We start from the raw sequence: 19523 nt of genomic DNA on the forward strand, positions 1-19523 counted from the left end.
TCACTGGGCATGGCGGGCGTGCCGCGCTGCCTGGCATGGACTATTCGCGCGGGCCGGGAATGGTGCCGCGTTCGGTGGCGCAGCGCAGGAAGTCGAAGTCCACGCCCTGGTCGGCCTGGTTCACGGTGGTGAGAAAGAGCTTGCGGTAGCCGCGTTCGGCCGTGGGCTCGGTCACGGGGCTGAGCCGGGCGCGGCGGGCCAGTTCCTCGTCGCTGACCTGCAGCGTGAGCTCGCGGCGCGCCACCGACAGCGTGATGCGGTCGCCGTTGTGCACATGGGCCAGCGGGCCGCCCACGGCCGACTCCGGCGTGACGTGCAGCACGATGGTGCCGAAGGCCGTGCCGCTCATGCGCCCGTCGGAGATGCGCACGATGTCCTTGACGCCGGCCCGCGCCAGCTTGCGCGGGATGGGGATGTAGCCGGCCTCGGGCATGCCGGGCGCACCCTTGGGGCCGATGTTCTTGAGCACGAGGATGTCGTCGGCCGTCACGTCCAGATCGTCGCTGTCGATGCGGTGGGCCAGGTCGGCCGCGTTCTCGAAGACCACGGCGCGGCCTTCGTGCTCCATGAGCCGGGGATGGGCGGCCGACTGCTTGATGATGGCGCCGCCCGGCGCCAGGTTGCCCTGCAGCACGGCGATGCCGCCCTGCGGGTAGATGGGGTTGGAGCGCGGGCGCACCACGTCCTGCGCAAAGCCGGGGCCGGCGCGCTCGATCTCTTCGCCCAGCGTGCGGCCGGTGACGGTGAGGGCGTCCAGGTTCAGCAGGGGCTTGAGCTCGCGCAGCAGCGTGGCCATGCCGCCCGCGTGGTGGAAGTCCTCCATGTAGTGATCGCCCGAGGGCTTGAGGTCCAGCAGCACGGGCGTGTCGCGGCCCATGCGGTCCAGGGCCTTGAGGTCGATGTCATAGCCCATGCGCCCCGCAATGGCGGCCAGGTGGACGATGCCGTTGGTGGAGCCGCCGATGGCCAGCAGCACGCGCATGGCGTTTTCGAAGGCGGCGGGCGTGAGGATTTTGTCGATGGTCAGGCGCTCGCGCGCCATGCGCACGGCCTCGGTGCCGGTCTGCTCGGCGATGCGGATGCGGTCGGCCGTGACGGCGGGGGGCGAGGCGCCACCGGGCACGGTCATGCCCAGCGCCTCGGCAATGCAGGCCATGGTGCTGGCCGTGCCCATGACCGAGCAGGTGCCCACGCTGGCCACCAGCTGGTTGTTCACGTCGGCGATCTCTTCGGCGTCGATCTCTTCGGCGCGGAACTTGCCCCAGTAGCGGCGGCAGTCCGTGCAGGCGCCCACGCGCTCGCTGCGGTGCGAGCCGGTGAGCATCGACCCGGTGATCAGCTGGATGGCCGGGATGCCCGCCGAGGCCGCGCCCATCAACTGGGCCGGCACGGTCTTGTCGCAGCCGCCGATGAGCACGACGGCATCCATGGGCTGGGCGCGGATCATCTCCTCGGTGTCCATGGACATGAGGTTGCGCAAGTACATGCTGGTCGGCGCCGAGAAGCTTTCGTGCACCGAGATGGTGGGGAAGTCCATGGGCAGGCCGCCTGCCAGCATGACGCCGCGCTTGACGGCCTCGATCAGCTGGGGTGCGTTGCCGTGGCAGGGGTTGTAGCTGCTGCCCGTGTTGGCAATGCCGATGACGGGGCGCTGCAGCGCCGAGTCCGTATAGCCCGCGCCCTTGATGAAGGCCTTGCGCAGGAACAGCGAAAAGCCGCGGTCGCCGTAGTTGGTCAGGCCCTTGGAGATGCCCGTGGCCGCATCGGCGGGGGCGATGTCATGGCCTGGAGCGCCATCGGGAGTCTTGGGGTCGGTCATGGGTGGGGTGCTTTGCAGAGGGTCTTGGCGGGGTCGGAAGGCAGGCGCTGCCTTGTCGAGGGGCAGGATAGCGGCGGATGCCGCAGATTATTATCGTCGTTATCACCTATATTATTAATAATCTATCTGACCAACCATGCAGCCGTGCCCGGCGTGCGTGCCGGGCATGTTTTTCCGACACAAGACAAAAGGAGGAGACACCCATGGTTGTTGCTGCATCCCGCATCCGTCGCATTCATGCGCCCAACCGGCGCGCCGCCCTGGCTGCGGCGCTGCTGGCCTCGCTGGCGCTGGGCCCAGGCCTGGCCACGCCCGCGCTGGCCGACGGCGCCTATCCGGCCCGGCCCATCAAGCTGGTCGTTCCCTACACGCCCGGCGGCGCCACCGACGTGATCGGGCGCGTGGTGGGGCAAAGACTCTCGCTGGCGCTGGGCCAGCCGGTGGTGGTGGAGAACCGGGCGGGAGCGGCCGGCAACCTGGGCGCCGCCGCCGTGGCCAAGGAAAGGCCCGATGGCTACACCCTGCTGCTGGGCGCGCTGACCAGCCATTCCATCAACAGCGTGCTCATGGCGTCCACGGCAGGCTTCACCATGGACAAGAGCTTTGCGCCCATTGGCGTGGTGGGCCGCGTGCCGCTGGTGGTGACCGTGGGCCCGTCGGTGAAGTCGGCCAATCTCGCGGAGCTCATCGCGCTGGCCAAAACCAGGCCGGCCGGGCTGAACTACGGCTCCTCGGGCAATGGCTCGCCCCAGCACCTGGCGGCCGAGCTGTTCAAGCGGCAGGCGGGCGTGCCGCTGACCCATGTGCCCTACAAGGGCAGCACGCCGGCGCTCAACGATCTGATGGGCGGCCAGGTGGATGTGGTGTTCGACACCCTGCCCGCCACGCAGGGCTTCATCAAGGGCGGCCGCCTGCGCGCGCTGGCCGTGACCACGGCGCAGCGCGTGCCCTCCATTGCCGACATTCCCACCACGGCCGAGGCCGGGCTGTCGGGCTTCGAGGTGACGTCGATGTTCGGCCTGCTGGCGCCTGCGGGCACGCCCGCGCCCATCGTCGCCCGGCTCAGCGGCGCGCTCAAGGAGGTGATGGGGCAGCAGGAAGTGAAGGACGCCCTGGTCGCCCAGGGCGCCATGCCCACCTTCACCACGCCTGCCGAGGCGCGTGCCCAGATCGCCGAGGAGGTGGCGCGCTGGTCCGCCGTGATCCGGCAGGCGGGCATACAGCCGGATTGAGGCTGCGCCTCAGCGTCGCCGGGCCCGCGTTTCCGGCAGAAAGGCCGTTGCCAGCCCCAGCAGCGGCAGGTAGGCCACCAGGCTGTACACCCAGACGATGCCGTGGGTGTCGGCCAGGTTGCCCATGCCGGCAGCCCCCAGGCCGCCGATGCCGAACATGAGGCCGAACATCAGCCCCGAGACCAGGCCCACGCGGCCGGGCACGGCCTCCTGCGCATAGACCACCAGCGCCGCAAAGGCCGAGGACATGACCAGGCCGATGACGATGGACAGCACGGCCGTCCAGAACAGGTCGGCATGCGGCAGCAGCAGCGCAAACGGCGCCACGCCCAGGAAGGACACCCAGATCACGGCCTTGCGCCCTATGCGGTCGCCCACCGGGCCGCCCGCGAAGGTGCCCGCCGCCACGGCCGCCAGGAAGGCGAACAGGTACAGCTGCGACTGCTGCACGGGCAGGGCAAAGCGCTCGATCAGATAGAAGGTGAAGTAGTTGGCAAAGGCCGCGATGTAGACGAACTTGGCGAACATCAGCACGCAGATCACGGTCACCGCGCGGATGACCTGCGAGCGGTTCAGCGCCGTCAGCGCATGCTGGCCGGCCGCCACCACCTTGGCCGGCGCGTGGTGCAGGCGCCAGTGCGTGATGCGCAGCAGCACCCAGATGGCCAGCAGCGCCACCAGCATGAACCAGGCGATCGCGTGCTGGCCAAACGGAATGACGATGGCCGCCACCATCAGCGGGCCGATGGCCGAGCCCGTGTTGCCGCCCACCTGGAAGGTCGATTGCGCCGTGCCGAAGCGACCGCCCGAGGCCAGCCGCGCCACGCGCGAGGCCTCGGGGTGGAAGGTGGACGAGCCTACGCCGATCAGCGACGCGGCAGCCAGCAGCATGGGGTAGCTGGTGGACAGGGCCAGCAGGCCCACGCCCACCAGCGTCACCACCATGCCCAGCGGCAGCAGGTAGGGCTTGGGATGCTTGTCGGTGTACAGGCCGATCCAGGGCTGCAGCAGCGAGGCCGTGACCTGGTAGACCAGGGAGATCCAGCCGATCTGCGCGAAGCTCAGCGAGAACTCCGTCTTGAGCATGGGATAGACGGCCGGCAGCACGGCCTGGATCAGGTCGTTGAGCAGGTGGGCAAAGGCGGCGGCGCCGACGATGCGCAGCAAAAAGCCCTGCGCGGCATGGCCGGGTGCTGGATGGGCGGGCGCCGGATGGGCGTGCGTTGCAGGCGCGCCCAGCTCGCCCGGGGCGCCAAGAGTGGTGGTGTTGCTTGTCATGGAGGAAAGGGCCCCGCAGGGCGGCACGGTCAGGGTCCGGCGTTGACGAAGGTCAATGGGCCGTGGGACCGAAGATAGGCGTTTGGTGCCCGTCTGTCTCTCTCTATACTGACTTCAATTGTCGAGATCGGGACAGAGAGCCGCATAGAGCCGCATAGAACCGCACAGGATGGGAAGCCCCATGGCCGCAGAACTGCCGCGCATATACCTCAAGTACCACCAGACCGGGCGCCCCATGGCCGCCATGGAGGCCAACTGGGCGCATGGCACCAGCACGGGCTGGCACTCCCACCCGCGCGGCCAGCTGCTGTATGCGATCGAAGGCGTGATGTCCGTGCAGCTGCATTCCGGCTCCTGGCTGGTGCCGCCCAACCGGGGGCTGTGGATAGAGGCCGACGCCGAGCACGATGTGCGCATGTCGGGCGACGTGAAGATGCGCACGGCCTACATCGACGCCTCGGCCTTTGCGGACCTGCCCGCGCGCACCTGCGTGGTCAATGTGTCGCCCCTGCTGCGCGAGCTGGTGGTGGCCGCCGTCGGCGTGCCGCTGGACTATGCCGAAGGCAGCCGCGACGAGCGCCTGATGCACCTGCTGGTCGATGAGCTGCGCGCCGCCGAGGTGCTGCCCCTGCACCTGCCCCTGTCCGCCGATGCGCGGCTGCGCCAGGTCTGCGAGGCCCTGATGCGCGAGCCTGCCGACACCGCCACCGCCGAACACTGGGCGCAGCGCCTGGGCGTGAGCGCCAAGACGCTGCAGCGCCTGTTCGTGAAGGAAACCGGCATGCCCTTCGCCCAGTGGCGCGAGCAGGCGCGGCTGATGTTCGCGCTGGGCCGCATTGCGGCGGGCGAGCGCATCATCGACATCGCCCTCGATTGCGGCTACGCCAGCCAGAGCGCGTTCACGGCCATGTTCAAAAGGCATTTCGGGGTGCCGCCTTCGGGCTTCCAGCGCTGAGGCACGACCGGACCAAGGTCGGGCCGGGCGGACTTGGATGCAGATCCAGATATCGATTGCGGCACAAGCATATGCCCAAAGATTCGTTCCCCCGCGCCTGCATCGTGGCGATACTGGCCGGCCGCATTCCCTCCACTGCCTGGCCTGTACCACCGTGCTACCCGACCCAGTCCCCGACAGCGCGGCCGAAGCGCAGGTCGATCGCGTCATCGACGGCCTGCTCAACGGCCTGCAATGGCGCGCCAGCGTGTTCCATGTGGGGCAGTACTGCGGGCGCTGGCGGGCCTCCACGGCGGGGCGCGCGCGGGCCAGCTTTCACCTGATCCTGGACGGGCGCTGCTGGCTGCACCTGCCGGGCCAGCCTTCGGTGGAGCTGCAGCCGCGCGACGGCGTGTTCCTCTCGCGCGATGTGCCGCATTTCATCTCGCCCTATGCCGACCCGAACATGGCCTGCGCCCCGCAGGCCATGCGTCCCGCCACTGGCGATGCCGGCATCGGAGAGACGGCGCTGGCCTGCGGCTTCTTTACCTTCGAGGGGCCCATGCGCGGCCTGCTGGTCGATGCCTTCCCCGACCACCTGGTGCTGCGTGGCGACGACCATGCGATGAGCGGCGCCTCCATGCTGTTCGACCTGATGCGCGCCGAGGCGCTGCGCACGGGCACCGAGCCCTCGGCCGTGATGGACCGGCTGGTGGGCCTGCTGTTCTTCTACGGCCTGCGCCAGCTGGCGCATGGCGATGCGCGGGCGCGCGGCATCTGGAGCCTGCTGCGCCGGCCGGGCTTTGCGCCGCTGGTGGCCGAGCTGCTGCGCGAGCCGGCCCGCAACTGGAGCGTGGCCGACATGGCCGCGCGCGTGTGCTTGTCGCGCGCCACGTTCTTTCGGCAGTTTGCCGAGGCCTGCGGCCAGCCGCCCCAGCAATTCCTGCTGCTGCTGCGCATGCAGCTGGCCGCGCGCCGCCTGGCCCAGGGCGAGGCGATAGGCCAGGTGGCCGAGGCCGTGGGCTACGAGTCCTATGCGGCTTTCTCGCGTGCCTTCAAGCGCGTGATGGGCGAGCAGCCCGGCGCCTGGCAGCGCGCGCAGGCACGCTGCTGCTGAGCCGCCATCCGGGCCCGGGGCATCCGCCTGCGGGTTGACACGTTCGGGCATAAATCCGCGACGCGGCGGCATTGATGGCAAGGGGGGCGCGGCCGATCATGAAGGCATTCCTTCATTCCTGCAAAGCACCATGGCACGCCTGACCCTGCACACCCCGCAAACCGCTCCTGAAGCCAGCCGCCCCTTCGTGGAGCGCGCCCTGGCCGGCAACGGATTCCTGCCCAACCTGATCGCCATCCTGGCCAACTCGCCCCAGGCGCTGGAGACCTATGTGACCGTGGGCCAGATCAACGCGCGCGCCCAGCTCACGCTGGCCGAGCGCGAGGTGGTGCAGATCACGGCGGCGCGCATCCATGGCTGCGACTTCTGCGTGGCCGGCCACACCAAGCTGGCCTTCAAGCAGGCCGGCCTGACCCAGGCCGAGGTGGTGGCGCTGCAGGACGGCCGCGACACGGGCCAGCCGCGCCTGGACGCCGTGCGCCGCTTTGCCGAAGCCGTGATCGCCACGCGCGGCGCCGTCGCCGACGAGGCCCTGGCCGCCTTCCATGCAGCCGGCCTGAGCGAGCAGCAGGCGCTGGAGGTGGTGCTGGGCATCAGCCTGGCCACGCTGTGCAACTTTGCCAACAGCCTGGCGCAAAGCCCCGTCAACCCGCAGCTGCAGCCCTATCTGCCCGAACAGTTCCGACAACCGCAGGAGAACGCACATGCTGGCTGATTCGCTGCGGCAGTGGCTGGACGCCCATGCCGACTCCCTGGACGAAGGCCCCGCGCATGCGCACGAAGTGCTGCCCCGGCTGGCGCAGCACGGCCTGTTCGGCCTGGGCGTGCCCGTGGCCGAGGGCGGGCAGGGCGGCAGCCTGGGCGATGCGCTGGAGGCCATTGCCGGCGTGGCCGGGCATTCGCTGACGGCGGGCTTCGTGTTCTGGGCGCAGCGCGCCTTTGTCGAATACCTGCTGCAGTCGCCCAACGCGGCGCTGCGCCAGCGCTGGCTGCCGGGCCTGCTGCAGGGCACGCAGGCGGGCGCCACGGGCCTGTCCAACGCCATGAAGTACCTGGGCGGCATCGAGGCCCTGCAGGTCGAGGCCACGCCCGTCGGCGCTGTCGGCGCCGACAGCGCCGACGGCCTTGCACTGCGCGGGCGCGTGCCCTGGGCCACCAACCTGGTGCCGCCGGGTCGCTTCGTGGTGGCCGTCGCCGTCTCGCGCAGCGACGGTGCAAAGCCCTTCGTGGCCGCACTGCCCGGCGATGCGGCGGGCCTGCAGCGCAGCGCCGACCTGGACCTGATCGCGCTGCGCGGCAGCCATACGGCGGCGCTGTCCATCGAGGGACTGCAGATCGGCCCGGCCGACGTGATCCATGCCGACGCCAACCATTTCCTGCCGCGCGTGCGGCCCGCCTTCATGGGCCTGCAGCTGGGGCTGTGCATCGGGCTGGCGCGCGCCTCGCTGGCGGCGGCCTCGGCCCGTGCCGGCGCCGGGCGCGATGTGCTGGGCGGCCCGCTGCAGCAGCAGCGCCACGCGCTGGAGCTGGCCACGGCCACGCTGCATGCGGGCCTGTCCGACGGGCGTTTTCTTGACCGACCTCAAGCCCTGTTCCGCCTGCGCCTGGAATTGAACGACATCGTGCAGCAGTCCCTGCAGCTGGAACTGCACGCCAGTGGCGGGCGCGCTTATCATCGCGACCAGCCGCTGGGATTTGCGCGCCGTTGGCGCGAGGCGGCCTTCATCCCCATCGTGACGCCCAGCGTCACGCAGCTACAGGGTGCGCTGGCTGGCGCGGCCCTGGCAACCACCAGTTCATGACCCAGACGGAAGCTTTCTCCCCTGACGCTCCCGCGCCCGTGCTGCAGGCACGCGGCGCGGGCTTTGGCTATGCGCCCGGCAAGGCCGTGTTCGAGGACATCTCCCTGAGCATTGCCCCGCGCGAGATCGTCTGCCTGCTCGGCGGCAGCGGCTGCGGCAAGTCCTCGCTGCTGCGCGTGCTCGGCGGCCTGGAGTCGCCGGACGGCGGCGCCTGGAGCCGGGGCGAGCTCCAGTTCCTCGGCCAGCCGCTGACCGCGCCGCACCCGCGCGCGGGCTTCGTGTTCCAGCAGCCCAGCCTGCTGCCCTGGCTGGACGCGCGGCGCAACGTGGGCTTCGGCCTGGACTTCGAGCGCCAGCCGAAGCTGGAGGCCGAGGCCCGCAGCCAGCGCGTGGAGCAGGCGCTGCAGGCCGTGGGCCTGGGCGGCAGCGGCGCGCTCTACCCCTCGCAGCTGTCGGGCGGCATGGCCCAGCGCGTGGCCCTGGCGCGCGCCCTGGCCCGCGAGCCGCAGCTGCTGCTGGCCGACGAGCCGTTCTCGGCCCTGGACGCCATCACGCGCGCCGAGATGCAGGAGCTGATGGTGGACGTGGTCCACCGCTGGCACACGGCCGCGCTGCTGGTCACGCATGACATAGACGAGGCCATCCTCGTGGGCGACCGCATCCTGCTGATGGGCGGGCGGCCCGGCCACATCGTGCGCGAATGGCGCGTGGACATAGCGCGCCCGCGCGAGGACCAGGCCGCCGCCGTGACCGCGCTGCGGCTGGACATCCTCTCGGCCCTGCACGGCGTGCGCCATGCGGCCCAGGCCTGATCCGGCTCGCCTGCCTGCCCGCCTGCCGATCTGCCGATCCGCCATTTCTTCGACTTCAACCATGCTCTTCTGAAAGGTCTTTCGCATGAGCTTCCAGGACCACCCTTCCTACACCCACATCTGCGCCTCGTCGGACTGCGGCTGCGGCCTCACGCGGCGCGACATGCTGCGCCTGGGCGCGCTGGCCACGGCCTCGGTGGCCGCGCCGCTGCTGGCCGCAGGCGATGCGCGCGCCCAGGCCTTCAAGGGCGATGACCAGCCCGTGAAGATCGGCTACCTGCCCATCACCGACGCCACGCCGCTGCTGGTGGCCCACGGCAATGGCCTGTTCGAGGCCGAAGGCCTCAAGGCCGAGGCGCCGCGCCTGTTCCGCTCCTGGGCCCAGATCGTCGAGGCCTTCGTCTCGGGCCAGGTCAACGTCATCCACCTGCTCACGCCCTCCACGCTGTGGGTGCGCTACGGCGCCAAGTTCCCCGCCAAGATCGTGGCCTGGAACCACGTCAACGGCTCGGGCCTGACCGTGCTGCCCGAGATCCAGAAGGTGCAGGACCTGGGCGGCAAGACCGTGGCGATCCCGTTCTGGTACTCCATCCACAACATCCTGCTGCAGGACGTGCTGCGCAAGGCCGGCCTCACGGCCGTGACCCGCGCGCGCGGCGGCGCCATCGCGGCCAACGAGGTCAACCTCGTCGTGCTGGCACCGGCCGAAATGGTCTCGGCCCTGGCCGGAAAGTCGATTGCGGGCTTCATCGTGGCCGAGCCCTTCAATGCCGCCGCCGAGATCGCGGGCGTGGGCAAGATGCTGCGCTTCTCGGGCGATGTCTGGAAGGACCACGCCTGCTGCGTCACCTTCCTGGCCGAGCGCGATATCGTCGACAAGCCCGAATGGGCCCAGCGCGTGACCAATGCCGTGGTCAAGGCCCAGCTTTGGACGCGCGACAACCGCCTGGCCGCCGCGCGCCTGCTGTCGAGCACGGGCGAGCGCCGCTACACGCCGCATCCGCAGCAGACGCTGTCCAAGGTGCTGGCCGCCACCGACTACGCCAGCTACGAGGCCAGCGGCGTGGTCGTCAACAAGGGCTGGCACCAGCGGCGCATCGACTTCCAGCCCTATCCCTATCCCTCGTACACCGAGCAGCTGGTGCGCGCCATCAAGGCCACCAAGGTCGAGGGCGACACGCGCTTCCTCGACAAGCTGGAGCCCAGGTTTGCGGCCACCGACCTGGTGGACGATCGCTTCGTGCGCAAGGCCATCCAGGCCGTGGGCGGCCCGCAGGTCTTCGGCATTCCGGCCGATTTCTCGCGCCGCGAAACCATCGTGGTCTGAGCCAGGTGTTGCGACGTATTGGATTGCCGCTGCTGGGCGCGGCCCTGGTCCTGGCCCTGTGGTGGGTGGGCGGCGCGCTGCTGGCGCGCAGCACGCCCGTGGCTGCGGCCTTCGCGCCCTGGCCTTCCCTGCAGGCGCTGGGCCAGCTGCTGACGGGCGCCGACATCTGGATGCACACCCTGCTGAGCCTGCAGCGCGTGGCCGTGGGCCTGCTGCTGGCCTTTGTGGTCGGCGTGCCGCTGGGCGTGCTGGTGGGCCTGTCGCGCGGGTTCTCGCAGGCGTTTTCGCCCGTGTTCCAGTTCCTGCGCATGATCTCGCCGCTGTCGTGGATGCCGATTGCCGTAATGGTGCTGGGCGTGGGCGACGCGCCCGTGTACTTCCTGCTGGCCTTCGCCGCCGTCTGGCCCATCTTGCTCAGCACGGCGGCCGGCGTGGCCCAGCTGGACCGCAACTGGCTGCTGCTGGCGCGCAGCCTGTCGGCCACGCGCACCGAGACCGTTCTGCGCGTGGTGCTGCCCGGCATCACGGCCCAGATCCTCACGGGCGTGCGCCTGGCCATCGGCATCATCTGGATCGTGCTGGTGCCCGCAGAAATGCTGGGCGTATCGGCCGGCCTGGGCTATTTCATCCTCGACACGCGCGACCGCCTGGCGTATTCGGAGCTGATGGCCGCCGTGGTGCTGATCGGCGCCCTGGGCTATGCGCTGGACCATGCGGCGCGGTGGCTGCACCAGCGCTGGATGCATTCGGCCTGAGGCCTGCGGGCAGGCGGCGGCATCAGGTGCTGCATCAGGTGCCGTGCACGCGGCGCAGCCGCAGTCCTGCCCATCCCGTCAGCACGGCGCACAGCAGCACTCCCCAGGGGCCCAGCGCAGGCACGGGGGTGGCTGTGGCCGGGGCTGCGGGCTCCACGGTCTGGGTCCATGCGCCGCTGTCCGCGGCGAGATAGTTCGCATCGCCGCCGTACCGGGCCACGATGGCATGCGGGCCGGCCACCGTCAGTTGGGTGGTGGCGATGATGGCCCTGGCATTGGACAAACCCGCCGTGCCCAGCGACAGGCCGCCAGCCAGGATTTCGACCGTTCCCGTGGGGACGGCGGCGGTGCCCAGGGAGACATCGGGTGCGACCACCACGGAGAAGGACAGCGACTGCCCGGAACGCGAGGGATTGGCGCTGGAGGTCAGCGTGACACGGGAGGGGCCCTGTCCCACCGCCGCCATCTGCACCGCCTGCGGAGCCGCGTCATGGTCCGCATCGCCGAGCTGGCTGGCGTTGATCGTGCATGTCCCTGCGGCCTGGAAGCGGATGGTGCTGCCGGTGGCGCTGCAGATCGCCGCGGTCAATGCATCCACGGCGAACATGACGGGGTTTCCCGAGGCGCCTCCGACGGCGGCCACGTCATAGGTATCCCCCACCCGTGCGCCGGCCGGTGGTGCGGTGGTGAAGGTGATGGCCTGCGGCGCTTTGGCGATGGCACCTGCCGCCGCCGGACAACTGGTATCGCTGGCCGGCCAGTAGCGGTTGCCCGTCCCCGTGAACGTTTCGCCGCCACAGTTGTTGCCGGGCGCGTTGTTCGTGATCTGGTTGCCGTGGAGTGTGCGGGGGCGGGTGAGCGTGAACGAGACGCCGGCACCCGAGCCCGGAAACGCCAGCGCGTTGCCGGTGACGGTGCTGTCGGTCATGGTGGTCGGCACCCCGCTGCGCAGGCCCCCGCCCAGCGTGCGGGCCGTGTTGCCGGACAGGCGGCTGCGCTCCACCGTCAGCGAGCCGCTGCCCGTGCTGTAGATGGCACCGCCCTGTCCCCCTGCCTGGTTGCCGCTGAACACACTGTCCACGATGGTCACCGTGCTGTCGCGGCTGTACAGTCCCCCGCCGTTGATGCCGGCCGTGCTGTCCTGCACCACGCTGCGCTCCAGGCGCAGGATGACGCCGCTGTCCAGGTAGATGCCGCCGCCGTCTTCACCGGCGGCGGTCTGCCCGCCGCGCAGTGTCAGCCCGCGCAGCGTGAGCTGGACACCGCTGCCCTGGGCCGACACCAGGCGGGAGGCATTGCCCCCATCGAGCGCCACCCGTTGGTCCCCGTCGATCGTGATGTCCGAGGTGGTGAAGTTGAGATCGATGGAATGGCCTGCCAATGCAATGGCGGTGAGGCTGCCTGCCGGAAAGACGGCCGGGTCGAACACGATGGTGTCCGCGCCATTGCCCGATATGCATGCGCCGTTGCCCCAACTGCCGTCATCCATCTGGGCACTGGTCAATGCCTCATTCAGGCTGCAGTCCGCTGCACCGGGCGTGTTGTCCGTGGTATTGACCACGATGGTCGCGGTCTGGCCATTGAGTGCCAGCAGGCTGCACAGCGCGCCAGGCACTGACAGAAGCCAGAGGCGTCGAAGGGGTCTGTGAAGAAAAGCGTGCACGGTTCCTCCCGTTGCGCTGCGTGTTCCGGGCAGACCCGCGCGCTGTTGTTGCGGACCGCGTGACCTTAGCTTTCTGCGAAGATCGTGAAAATGTGCCGACGGCACATCGCAGGCCTGAAAATGCGGCCTCAGCCGGCCCACCTATCGCCAGCACCTCGAGCACGCCATTGGATTCCGCGACATGACCCTGTCAACGCAGCAACTGGGGCAACTCAATCAGGCCATCCTCGCGGTGCACGGCGCGCCCGATCTGCACGCGCTGGCCACGCATTTGCTGCACGCGCTGCGCCTGGTGGTGCCGGGTGACATTCGGGTGGTGGATTTCTCCGGCATTGCAGAAGTCCGTGGCTACACGGCCTACGATCCGGTGCGGGCCATTTCCTCCGAAGTCAACGCTGCGGTGCACCGGTATCTGGCCGACAACCCCTTGTATCGGCAGCGCCAGACGCAGGCCGCCAGCATTTCAGACCTGCTGACTCGCGGGCAATGGCAGAGGACGGCGCTCTATGCCCAGGCCTACTCCCAGGTCGGCCAGCAGGACGGACTCGCACTGGACGTGGACCTGGGCCACGGCGCGATGCTGACCCTCAATGTCACACGCGCCTCGCGCGGCTACACCGCTGCGGAGCGCATGGCGCTGACCTTGCTGGGGCCGCATGCGCAGGCGCAGTGGCGGCGCCTGAGCCAGCAGCAGCGAATCAGCCAGGCGGCATGGCAGGCGCTCTCACCGGACTCGTCGGCTGCCGACGTGCTGAGCCCGCGCGAACGTGAAGTGCTGCAATGGGTCGCCAACGGCAACACCAACGCAGAAATCGCCACCATGCTGGAGTTGCGTACAGGCACGGTGAAGCGGCACCTGGAAAACATCTACCGCAAGCTGGGAGCCGCCAATCGGCAGGACGCCTTGTCGAGGATGCGCAGGCCGGATTTCTAGCGCGTGTCGCGCGCGCTTGTGCGAACCCGCGCGAGCGCCGTGCGCGGGGCCCAGCCATTCGAGAAGCAGGGAAACCGGCCCTACGGCAGGACGCTCAGGTAAGCAATGCCAAACCGCTGGGCCAGCGCGTGCAGGCGCCTGTCCCGCGACCACAGGCTTGCTCGACGTAAGCGGTGCAGCTACGTCCGGCACAGTTTTACCTACAGGTTTCGCGCCAGCACAATAAAAGTCCGCCCAAGCCATACGGCGGACTTCCTGAAATCCACTGTGCCGAGGCCTCATGTTTTGTTTTGCCAGTTGCTCTCCTGTCGGCTTCAACGCCGTCCTTCTCAGCGGCGGTACGTTGCCATTTCTGGTGTTCGACGGCATGTTGTTTCAACCATTGCAGTGAGGCAGCGCATGGAGCAGGAAGTGAGATGCGCGAACTGCAATCGAAAGCTCGCCATGGGCGTCTTTCAGCTACTGAACATCAAGTGCCCGCGTTGCGGCACGTTGAATTCCCTGAGGGTCCAAGCGAACCCCCCACCCGAGTGCCGCCGAGCGCCTTCGACTCCATCCATTGAATAGGAGGCCTCCATGGCTCAAGTTTCCAAGGTTCTCGTCTCGGATCAGTACATGCCGCCGGACAACATCCAGCAGTACAAAAGCACGACGGGTTTCCCTCTTGCTTACGATTCGCGGCATATCAATCCGCATGCGCTCGTGTTCGACAACACGGGGCGTCCTGCCAACTACAACCCTGCCAACAACCGCCACACCATCGTGATGGATGTGCGCTTCAGCGATGGCTATCTGGCCGCTTGCCACATGGGCATCATTGCCAGGCACAAAGGCTCATACAGTGTGGCGGGTGACAACCGTGGCGGTGCTGTCATTGCGGGCAATTGGGGCTATTCGCCAGGCAGCGTGGCGCTTGAGGAAATTGAGATCACCAACACCAAGGACAACGGTGACTCGCACCATCGTCCGTCCGCTCAATATCCGCGTGGTGCCATCGGCGAGGCCAAGCTCGAGGAACTGCGCTGGTATCGACTGGTGATCGAAAGCATTTCCAAGAACGGCAGCATCGGCCACGCAGTCCGGGCAACGGACAAGAGTACGGGCCAGACCGTATTCAGCCTGCCAACCTTCTGGTCGGATTACTCGGCCAACTATGACTCCCGTGACGCAGGCAAGGTGGTGTTGTTCAGCATCAGTGATCCAAACAAGCCTGCCGCCGGCTTTGTCTATACACGCCTGATCAGCTATTGGTCGGATGCTGACGAGGTGATAGCCAATCCGTAAGTGATCTGAGAGCGGGTCCCAGGGCAGCGTGTGGCCGTATCGCCGCCATGCCCTGGTCTTCCTGGCAGGGGGTGGTCAATACGCATGCTGCCATGCGTTGCGCATCGTGCGGCCTTTGGTGGAAAGCTAGTCTGTAGGCGAGGGCCAGCGACACGCAATCTCCTGGGAATCCGGCATATCGGTTGCCCTGCCGCCAAGTGCTGCGAGGCGTTTGGCTGCCTGCACCCTCACGAAAGTTCTGAGGACCTGTTGGAACAGATCTGCCTCGTCCATGCCTGGCTCCAACATCTTCAGGGCTTCTTCGTACAAGGCATCGTCGATCGTCACAGTGATCCGCATGGCGGGCCCTCTGTCATCAAAACAGATGCAATTCTGGGCTTGCGCCAGCCTGCAGACAAGCGCGCTTCCCTCCGAAGTGGTCACTCCTGTTTTGCTATGATGACTGTATAAAGATACAGTTTTCGAGCGGCCTGGCTGCCCGATCTGCCAGGCCCATGCTCCCTCCCCACCGCTTCTACTACCTGCACAACTTCCAGCGCGCGCTGGACTGGATTGGCCAGCGTTACGGCGATCTGCTGGACGCGCCCGAGCAGGCATTCCTCACCCGTTTCACGCAGCTGCCCCAGCCCTCGCAGGCGCTGATGGTGCGTTTGCTGATGCGGCGCGGGCCGTGGTTTCGGGCTGGCAAGCTGGTGTACGAAGAGATCCCCGGCATTGCCGAGGCAGCCGCGCCCTTGCTGGAGCTGGGCTGGCTGGACGCGGACCACCCCATGGCGCTGGAGGAGCTGTTTGCGCTGCACACCAAGCCCGAGCTGCTGCAGCTGTTCGCCGGCGCACCCGTTCACTCAGGCCTGCGCAAGGCCGAGCTTTTGCAGGCCCTGCAGCCTCTGCATGAGGCGCCCAGGCCCTATGCGCAATGGCAGCCCCAGGGCGTCGGAGCCGGCGAAGCCGCCTGGCGCGTGATGGTGGGCGCGCTGTGCGAGCGCTTTCGGCTGATGTTCTTCGGCAACCTCTACCAGGACTGGTCGGAATTCGTGCTGGCCGACCTGGGCGTGTTCCGCTACGAGGCCGTGGCCTTCGATTCGGCGTCGCGGGCCTTCCAGTCGCGTGCCAATGTCGATGGCTACCTGGCCCTGCAGGCCTGCCGCGCGGCGCTGGATGAGGGCGTGGAGATCGACGCGCTGCTGCAGCAGGTGGCCGGCTGCGCCAGCGGCAATGCCTGGCTGGAGCAGCGCCGCGCCAAGGTGCTGCTGCGCATAGGCCAGGCCTGCGAACGCATGCAGGACTGGGGGCGTGCCGAGCAGGCCTATGCGCAAAGCCGCTACCCCGGCGCCCGCCACCGGCGCATGCGTGTGTACGAGCGCATGGAGCGCTTTGCCGATGCCATGGCGCTGGCCCAGGCCGCCCAGGCCCAGCCCGAGAGCGACGAGGAACTGCAGCGCGTGGCGCGCATGCTGCCGCGCCTGCGCCGCAGCCTGGGGCAGGGCGCGCGCGGGCGTGCGGCGGCGCTGGCGCCCGTGGTGGCGCAGATGCGCATGGACGTGGAGCTGGAGCTGCCGGCGCGGCCCGCATCGGTCGAATACGTGCTGCGCGACCATTGGCACAGCGACTCCGCGCCGGTGTTCTATGTGGAGAACGCGCTCATCAACTCGCTGTTCGGCCTGCTGTGCTGGCCGGCCATCTTCGCGCCGCTGCCGGGCGCCTTCTTCCACCCCTTCCAGAGCGGCCCGGCCGACCTGTCCGCGCCCGACTTCGTGCAGCGCCGCGCAGCCTTGTTCGAGGAATGCCTGGCGCATCTGGACGATGGCAGCTGGCGCGAGGTCATCGTGCAGCGCCATGCCGACAAGCAGGGCCTGCAGTCGCCCTTCGTGTTCTGGGGCACGCTGAGCGCGCCGCTGCTGGCGCTGGCGCTGGACTGCATTCCAGCCGCCCACCTCAAGCTGTTCTTTGCGCGGCTGCTGCGCGACGTGCAGGCCAACCGCACGGGCTTTCCCGATCTGGTGCGTTTCTGGCCGGCCGAGCGCCGTTACGAACTGGTCGAGGCCAAGGCCCCCGGCGACAAGCTGCAGGACAACCAGATCCGCTGGCTGCAGTACTGTGCCGAGCACGGCATTCCCGTGCGCGTGTGCCATGTGCAGTGGCGCGGCCAGCCGCTGGGAGAGGCCGCGTGAGCTACACCGTGGCCGTGCGCGCGCTGTGCGAGTTCACGGCGCGCGCGGGCGACCTGGACCTGCGCTTCACACCCGCGCCCAGCGCGCTGGAGGGCATGGCCGGCCACAGCCTGGTGCAGTCGCGCAGGGGCAAGGACTACGAGACCGAGATCAGCCTGACCGGTGAGTACGGCGACCTGCGCGTGCGCGGCCGCGCCGACGGCTTCGACGCCGGGGTTGGCCAACTCGAGGAAATCAAGACCTACCGGGGCCAGATCGAGGGCGTGCGCGCCCACCACCGCGCCCTGCACTGGGCCCAGGCGCGCATCTACGCCCATCTGCTGTGCCAGGCGCGCGGCCTGCAGCGGCTGCGCGTGGCGCTGGTGTATTTCAACGTGGGCAACTCGGAGGAAACCGTGCTGGTGCAGGAGGAAGACGCGGCCACGCTGCGCGCCTTCTTCGAGCAGCAATGCGCGCTGTTCCTGGACTGGGCGCGCAGCGAGGCCGCCCACCGCGCGGCGCGCGAGGCGGCGCTGGCCGCGCTGCGCTTTCCCATGCAGGGCTTTCGCGCGGGCCAGCGCGAGCTGGCCGTGGCCGTCTACCGCGTGGCGCGCGCGCAGCAGGGCGGCCAGTGCCTGATGGCGCAGGCGCCCACGGGCATCGGCAAGACGCTGGGCACCATCTTCCCCATGCTCAAGGCCATGCCGGACCAGGGCCTGGACCGGCTGTTCTTCCTCACGGCCAAGGGCACGGGCCATGGCCTGGCGCTGCAGGCGCTGGCCAGCGTGAACCGGCAGATCGCCGAGCAGCACCAGCCACCGCCGCAGGAACCGGCTGCGCCACAACCTCCGCCCTCGCCACCCGCGCCACCCGCAAGGCTGCGCGTGCTCGCCATCCTGGCGCGCGACAAGGCCTGCGAGCATCCCGACAAGGCCTGCCACGGCGACTCCTGCCCGCTGGCGCGCGGCTTCTTCGACCGCCTGCCCGCCGCGCGCGCCGCCGCGCTGCAGCAGGCGCCCTGGGACCCGCCTGCCGTGCGTGCCGTGGCGCTGGCGCACGACATCTGCCCCTACTACCTGGCCCAGGAACTGGTGCGCTGGAGCGATGTGGTCGTGGCCGACTACCACTACTTCTACGACAGCGCTGCCATGCTGTACGCGCTCACCCAGGCCCAGCAATGGAAGGTGGGTGTGCTGGTGGACGAGGCCCACAACCTGCTCGAGCGCGCGCGCCGCATGTACACGGCCGAGCTGTCGCAGTTCGCACTGGCGGCCGCCCGCAAGTCGGCCACCGGTGCCGTGCGCAAGGCGCTGGACCGGCTCAGCCGCAGCTGGAGTGCGCTGAACAGGGAGCAGACCGCCAGCTACCAGGCCCATGAGGAAGTGCCCGCAGGCCTGCTGGGCGCCGTGCAGCGCGCCGTGGCCGCCATCGCCGACGCCAATGCCGACAGCCCCATGCTGCCCGGCGACCCGGTTCTGGACTTCTACTGGGAGGCGCTGCAGTTCATTGCGCTGGCCGAGCAGTTCGGCGGCCATGCGCTGTTCGATGTCCACCTGCTGCCCGGGCGCTCAGGTCCCCGTCGCACGCCGGCCTCCACGCTGTGCATACGCTGCGTGGTGCCCGTGCCCCACCTGGCGGCACGCCATGCGGCGGCCCATGCCTCGGTACTGTTCTCGGGCACGCTGAGCCCGCCGCACTTCTACCGCGACATCCTGGGCCTGCCCGAAGGCACGCACTGGCTGGAGGCCGACTCGCCCTTCCAGGCCGACCAGCTCGATGTGCAGGTGGCCGGCCACATCTCCACGCGCTACCGGGACCGCGACCGTTCGCTGCGGCCCATCGCCGACCTCGTGGCCGCGCAGTACGCGCGCCGGCCCGGCAACTACCTGTGCTTTTTCAGCAGCTTCGACTACCTGCAGCGCGTGGCCGAATGCCTGCAGCGCGCCCATCCCGATCTGCCCGTCTGGCTGCAGACTCCGTCCATGGACGAAGAGGGCCGCGCGGCCTTCCTGGCCCGCTTCACCGAAGCCGGGCAGGGCGTGGGCTTTGCCGTGCTGGGCGGGGCGTTCTCCGAGGGCGTGGACCTGCCCGGCGAGCGCCTCATCGGCGCCTTCGTGGCCACGCTGGGCCTGCCCCAGGTCAATCCCGTGAACGAAGAGATGAAGCGCGCCATGGAACGCCAGTTCGGCGCGGACAAGGGCTATGACTACAGCTACCTCTACCCGGGGCTGCGCAAGGTGGTCCAGGCCGCAGGCCGCGTCATCCGCAGCGAGCGCGACCGCGGCGTGGTCTTTCTCATCGACGACCGCTATCGGCGCGGCGAGGTGCAGGCGCTGCTGCCGCGCTGGTGGCGGGTGGAGGGCATGCGATGATCCGGGGCCGCACCAGTCCGCGACTGCCATCCCCACCCCCATCC

Annotated in this window: 16 protein-coding genes; 13 read left to right on the plus strand and 3 right to left on the minus strand. The window is 69.0% G+C overall.

The genetic code is table 11. The features are described from left to right. Positions 1–40 precede the first annotated feature (40 nt). Positions 41–1819 carry an IlvD/Edd family dehydratase gene (locus tag BW39_RS10830; RefSeq protein ID WP_043821686.1) on the minus strand — a complete coding sequence of 593 codons (1779 nt, stop codon included), beginning with the start codon at positions 1817–1819 and terminating at the stop codon, positions 41–43. A gap of 203 nt (positions 1820–2022) precedes the next feature. Here BW39_RS10830 and BW39_RS10835 point away from each other — a divergent pair, with 203 nt between their 5' ends. Further along, a complete protein-coding gene (locus tag BW39_RS10835; protein WP_043821687.1) occupies positions 2023–3051 on the plus strand; it encodes a Bug family tripartite tricarboxylate transporter substrate binding protein in 1029 nt (342 codons plus the stop codon). A 9-nt stretch (positions 3052–3060) separates the two neighbouring features. Here BW39_RS10835 and BW39_RS10840 read toward each other — a convergent pair whose 3' ends face one another. Continuing rightward, on the minus strand, positions 3061–4329 hold the full coding sequence (locus tag BW39_RS10840; protein ID WP_034397211.1) for an MFS transporter: 1269 nt from the start codon (positions 4327–4329) through the stop codon (positions 3061–3063). A 181-nt stretch (positions 4330–4510) separates the two neighbouring features. On the opposite strand from BW39_RS10840, the gene BW39_RS10845 reads away from it, so the two are divergent. The 7 genes from BW39_RS10845 to BW39_RS10875 all read left to right on the plus strand — a co-directional run bounded on the left by BW39_RS10845 (position 4511) and on the right by BW39_RS10875 (position 11076). Then, on the plus strand, positions 4511–5284 hold the full coding sequence (locus BW39_RS10845; RefSeq protein WP_013800531.1) for an AraC family transcriptional regulator: 774 nt from the start codon (positions 4511–4513) through the stop codon (positions 5282–5284). 154 nt (positions 5285–5438) lie between these two features. Beyond that, positions 5439–6380: an AraC family transcriptional regulator gene (locus tag BW39_RS10850; RefSeq protein WP_043821688.1), complete on the plus strand. Its 942-nt coding sequence runs from the start codon at positions 5439–5441 to the stop codon at positions 6378–6380. 130 nt (positions 6381–6510) lie between these two features. Continuing rightward, positions 6511–7095 (plus strand): carboxymuconolactone decarboxylase family protein, encoded by a 585-nt coding sequence (locus BW39_RS10855; RefSeq protein ID WP_016448373.1) that lies wholly within the window; start codon positions 6511–6513, stop codon positions 7093–7095. Then, on the plus strand, positions 7085–8182 hold the full coding sequence (locus BW39_RS10860) for an acyl-CoA dehydrogenase family protein (RefSeq protein ID WP_013800534.1): 1098 nt from the start codon (positions 7085–7087) through the stop codon (positions 8180–8182). The genes BW39_RS10855 and BW39_RS10860 overlap by 11 nt, the downstream gene beginning before the upstream one ends. Next, positions 8179–8994, plus strand: a complete 816-nt coding sequence (locus tag BW39_RS10865; RefSeq protein WP_043821690.1) for an ABC transporter ATP-binding protein — start codon at positions 8179–8181, stop codon at positions 8992–8994. The genes BW39_RS10860 and BW39_RS10865 overlap by 4 nt, the downstream gene beginning before the upstream one ends. Before the next feature lie 85 nt (positions 8995–9079). Continuing rightward, positions 9080–10321 (plus strand): ABC transporter substrate-binding protein, encoded by a 1242-nt coding sequence (locus BW39_RS10870; protein ID WP_043821692.1) that lies wholly within the window; start codon positions 9080–9082, stop codon positions 10319–10321. Further along, entirely contained in the window at positions 10318–11076 is a 759-nt protein-coding gene (locus BW39_RS10875) for an ABC transporter permease (RefSeq protein WP_016448370.1), read from the plus strand. The genes BW39_RS10870 and BW39_RS10875 overlap by 4 nt, the downstream gene beginning before the upstream one ends. Positions 11077–11110: 34 nt before the next feature. Here BW39_RS10875 and BW39_RS10880 read toward each other — a convergent pair whose 3' ends face one another. Then, positions 11111–12691, minus strand: coding sequence for an Ig-like domain repeat protein (locus tag BW39_RS10880; protein WP_043821694.1), 1581 nt, complete (start codon positions 12689–12691; stop codon positions 11111–11113). 229 nt (positions 12692–12920) lie between these two features. Here BW39_RS10880 and BW39_RS10885 point away from each other — a divergent pair, with 229 nt between their 5' ends. From BW39_RS10885 to BW39_RS10905, 5 genes are all read left to right on the plus strand, one after another. After that, positions 12921–13673 carry a helix-turn-helix transcriptional regulator gene (locus BW39_RS10885; protein ID WP_043821697.1) on the plus strand — a complete coding sequence of 251 codons (753 nt, stop codon included), beginning with the start codon at positions 12921–12923 and terminating at the stop codon, positions 13671–13673. Positions 13674–14072: 399 nt separating this feature from the next. After that, entirely contained in the window at positions 14073–14240 is a 168-nt protein-coding gene (locus tag BW39_RS30270) for a Com family DNA-binding transcriptional regulator (RefSeq protein WP_080649906.1), read from the plus strand. A gap of 9 nt (positions 14241–14249) precedes the next feature. Then, positions 14250–14957, plus strand: a complete 708-nt coding sequence (locus BW39_RS10890; protein ID WP_043821699.1) for a hypothetical protein — start codon at positions 14250–14252, stop codon at positions 14955–14957. A 494-nt stretch (positions 14958–15451) separates the two neighbouring features. Then, complete coding sequence (locus BW39_RS10900) at positions 15452–17128, plus strand: VRR-NUC domain-containing protein (protein WP_043821702.1); 1677 nt, start codon at positions 15452–15454, stop codon at positions 17126–17128. Next, entirely contained in the window at positions 17125–19479 is a 2355-nt protein-coding gene (locus BW39_RS10905) for a helicase C-terminal domain-containing protein (protein ID WP_043821704.1), read from the plus strand. The genes BW39_RS10900 and BW39_RS10905 overlap by 4 nt, the downstream gene beginning before the upstream one ends. The last annotated feature ends 44 nt before the right edge of the window (positions 19480–19523 follow it).

Source organism: Delftia sp. RIT313 (assembly GCF_000632165.1).
Classification (GTDB): domain Bacteria; phylum Pseudomonadota; class Gammaproteobacteria; order Burkholderiales; family Burkholderiaceae_C; genus Comamonas; species Comamonas acidovorans.